Below are 3404 nucleotides of genomic sequence, written 5' to 3'. Positions count from 1 at the left end.
CCGCACGTATAGAGCCCAATTTGACCAAGCTTCCCGATTTCGCCCTTCACGTGGCAGAGGAGGGCGTCGCCGAGCCGGTCGCGGCCACGCAGGCGCTGCTGGTGGATGCCGAGCAGCGCGGCCTGCGGGTGATGGGCGGAACGGCTGTGACCGCGTTGGTGCAGACCAATGGCAGGATTACCGGCGTGGATATGTCAGGCGGACGGATCGCTGCCGACGAGGTGGTGATCGCAGCGGGCGCCGGCTCTCCGGCAATTGCGGCGACGGCTGGGTTAAAACTGCCGATCGAGACGCCGCCCGGCCTGATCGTCCATTCACGCCCCTACGAAAAGCTGCTCAACGGCCTGGTGATCGGCGATCGGCTGCACATGCGCCAGACTGCCGAGGGCCGCATCATCGCCGGCTCGGATTTCGGCGGCGCCGATCCGGGAATGGATGCCGCAGCCACCGGTCGCGAGCTGTTTGCGGCGATGAAGAGCATGCTGCGCGACGCCGACCGGCTGGAACTGGATTTCCACTCCGTCGGCTATCGGCCGACGCCGATCGACGGCTTTCCGATCATCGGACGGGCTGAAGGCCTGAGCGGCCTTTATGTCGCGGTCATGCATTCCGGCATCACACTGGCCCCAGCCGTCGGCCTGTTCGCCGCCCGGGAAATCCTCGACGACGCGCGCGACCCGCTGCTTGAGCCGTATGGGCTGACGCGGTTTGCTCAATAGCCGCGCGGATTGCGAAAACCGCCGCTCAGCAGCGCTATTGCCCTGGCGACGCCGAGCAGCCGCGCTTCCGACCAGCGGCGGCCGACCAGTTGCAGGCCGATGGGCAGGCCGTCGCGGTCCTGCCCGCAGGGCATCGACAGTGCCGGCTGGCCGCTGTAGTTGAACACTGCGCCGTAGGCCGGCAGCATCCAGTAGCTCTGCTCCCTGTCATCGACCTTGACCGGTGTTCCCGGCTCACAATGCGGGAAGGCCGTGGTCATGGCGACGGGGCAAAGCAAGACATCGCAACCTTCGAAAAAACGGTCCCAGGCAAGAATTGACTGGTCGCGGCGGGCGAGCGCCTCGAACCATCGCGAGACCGGTGCCAGTTCTTCTGGCGGCTCCGGCTGCGCAGCCTCCAGCATCATGCCGATCAGCGCGCCGCCTTGCGTCAGATCGGCATGCAGGGCGAGCGTCGGCAGTCTTGCTTCCTCGACGGCTGCCCCCGCAGACTTGAGTTGCTCGGCCAGACTGTCGACCGCGGCCCTGATCTCGCCGGCCACCGGAAAACCCGGAAAGGCCGGCGCGAAAGCGATGCGCAAGGTCTTGAGATCAACCTCTGGCATGTCCTCGACCCGAACCGGCGCAAGATCTGTGTCGCTGCCATCCGGCCCTGCTATGATCCCCAGGATCAGCGCCAGATCTTCGACGTTGCGGGCCAGCGGACCGATACAGGACATCAGCCGCACGCTGCGCGGCGCACCGGTGGGATCGGGAAAAGCGCCGGCCAGGGAGACGCGGTGCTCGGTCGGCTTGAGGCCGTAGACGCCGCAAAAGGCTGCAGGCAGGCGGATCGAATCCTGCATGTCGGTGCCGATCTCGAATGGTGTCATGCCGGTGCTGAGCGCTGCCGCGGCGCCGCCGCTGGAGCCGCCGGCGGTGCGCGATAGATCCCAGGGATTACTGGTGCGGCCAAACAGCGGATTATTCGACTGCCAGTCGCCCAGCATCGTTGCGACATTTGTCTTGCCGACCAGCACGCCGCCGGCCGCCTTCAACCTGAGAACGACCGGGCTGTCTTTTCTCGCCACATAGTCGGCAAAGGCCGGGAAGCCGACCGTGGTCTTTATGCCTGCCGTTTCGTGCGTGTCCTTCAGCGTGAACGGCACACCGTGCAGCGGCCCGACAGCGTCGCCGCGCGCCTGGGCTTCGTCGGCTTTCTTCGCTCGAGCGCGAGCCCCTTCCCTGTCGAGCGTGACGACGGCGTTGACCGCCTCATTTTGCTTGTCGATCTCAGCCAAATGCGCGTCCAGCGCTTCCACGGCGGAAATCTTGCGGTCGCGGATCGCGGCAGCCAATTCTCTGGTGGAGGAAAAGACGAGATCCATGACCAATGCTCCGGCTTGCTAGCGGCGCCAGCCTCACCAAATGGCGGGCTACGGCGCGTCTTCAAGCCGAGTTCAGCACTCGAGTACAGGCGGTGCTTGATCGGAATTGCGCTGCGAGGTCTGCTGAGGGGACTGTCCCGCGATATTGCCGCGATAGCGAGGGATCTACACGGCCAGCGCCAGTCTTACCGGTTCCGGCGCGAACGGGCGAATGGTCATGCCGTCTCTGGTGATGGTGACGAAGCTAGAGAGCGGGATCGGCTGCCAGTCGCCGCCATCACGGTCGAAAGGCTCCGACATAAGGCATCGCCCGCCGCCATTGCCGAAGACGGAGGTGTAGAGCGTCGGCGCGTGGGCATCGGACGCATAGCGCACCGCATGGAGCGATTCGCCGTCCGACAAGGCGGCGGTAAGTCTCAGCGCCGGTTCGAAGCCGGCCCGGCGCGAGGCGTCCATAACGCGGCTGGTGGCGCGGAGAACAGCGCCCTCCGCATCACCCGACAGCCCTTCGTCGATCATCAGGAGAAAGAAGAGTTCGGAATCGGTGGTGCCTTCGCGCTGGGCGAAGACCGCGTCAGAGAGCGAATTTTCCAGCGCGCGGCGGATTGTTTCGAAGCCGCCGATCCGGCCGTTGTGCATGAACGACCAGCGGCCGGCAGTGAAGGGATGACAGTTCATGCGGCTGGTGGCGCCGCCGGTCGAGGCGCGCACATGGGCAAGGAACAGGCTGGACCTGATCTGGCGACACAGGCTCTTCAGATTGGGATCGGACCAGGCCGGCAGGATGTCGCGATAGAGACCCGGTTCGGGCCGGTCGCCGTACCAGGCCAGGCCAAAGCCATCGCCATTGGTCGGCGACTTGGCTTCCTGGGCGCAATGACTCTGGGCGATAAGCGAATGGCAGGGCGCCGTGACGATGTCTTCGAGGAAAACCGCTTCGCCAAGATAGGCCGCCCAGCGGCACATCGCTTAATCTTCCCTCAGGCGCGATCCATGAAAGCCGCAGGCTCCTTGATCGCGTGTGTGCCTCTGTTGTGCGTGCGCTCATAGAGCTCGCGAACGATTCGGCTGGCCGTGGTCTCAAACAGAAACGGCAAGAAAGCGTGAATGAGCGCGGCGAAGGCTGCCATGAACAGGCGCGAGCAGAACCACGCCGCGAAGGCCATATGGCTGAAATAGGTCTCGCCCACCTTGGCCGGGTGCGAGGTAAAGAGCCTTGCAAGCCGTATCGTCATGGTGCCCTCCTACCGGGAAAAGCCCCGATGCTGAGTATTCTGGCACGAGCTTTTGGTTCATTGGTCCCAAAATATCCTTGTAT

4 protein-coding genes are annotated in these 3404 nt (G+C 64.5%); 1 reads left to right on the top strand and 3 read right to left on the bottom strand.

Annotated features, from left to right (window positions below; translation table 11 throughout):
* On the top strand, nucleotides 1–719 hold a 719-nt coding region (locus EOA86_RS27335), incomplete at its 5' end, for an FAD-binding oxidoreductase (protein ID WP_164892015.1).
* On the opposite strand, the gene EOA86_RS27330 is transcribed toward EOA86_RS27335, so the two are convergent.
* The 3 genes from EOA86_RS27330 to EOA86_RS27320 all read right to left on the bottom strand — a co-directional run bounded on the left by EOA86_RS27330 (nucleotide 713) and on the right by EOA86_RS27320 (nucleotide 3321).
* Nucleotides 713–2086 carry an amidase gene (locus EOA86_RS27330; protein WP_128344538.1) on the bottom strand — a complete coding sequence of 458 codons (1374 nt, stop codon included), beginning with the start codon at nucleotides 2084–2086 and terminating at the stop codon, nucleotides 713–715. The two genes, EOA86_RS27335 and EOA86_RS27330, sit on opposite strands and share 7 nt — an antisense overlap.
* A 165-nt stretch (nucleotides 2087–2251) precedes the next feature.
* Complete coding sequence (locus tag EOA86_RS27325) at nucleotides 2252–3052, bottom strand: class II glutamine amidotransferase (protein WP_128344536.1); 801 nt, start codon at nucleotides 3050–3052, stop codon at nucleotides 2252–2254.
* A gap of 14 nt (nucleotides 3053–3066) precedes the next feature.
* The gene (locus tag EOA86_RS27320) at nucleotides 3067–3321 is read right to left on the bottom strand and encodes a DUF6356 family protein (protein WP_065005999.1); all 255 of its coding nucleotides are present in this window, start codon (nucleotides 3319–3321) and stop codon (nucleotides 3067–3069) included.
* Nucleotides 3322–3404: the final 83 nt, after the last annotated feature.

This window comes from Mesorhizobium sp. M5C.F.Ca.IN.020.32.2.1 (assembly GCF_004023105.1).
Lineage (GTDB): Bacteria > Pseudomonadota > Alphaproteobacteria > Rhizobiales > Rhizobiaceae > Mesorhizobium > Mesorhizobium wenxiniae.
Note: the sequence above shows the minus strand (reverse complement) of the source record. Positions and strands in the feature narration are given on the sequence as shown.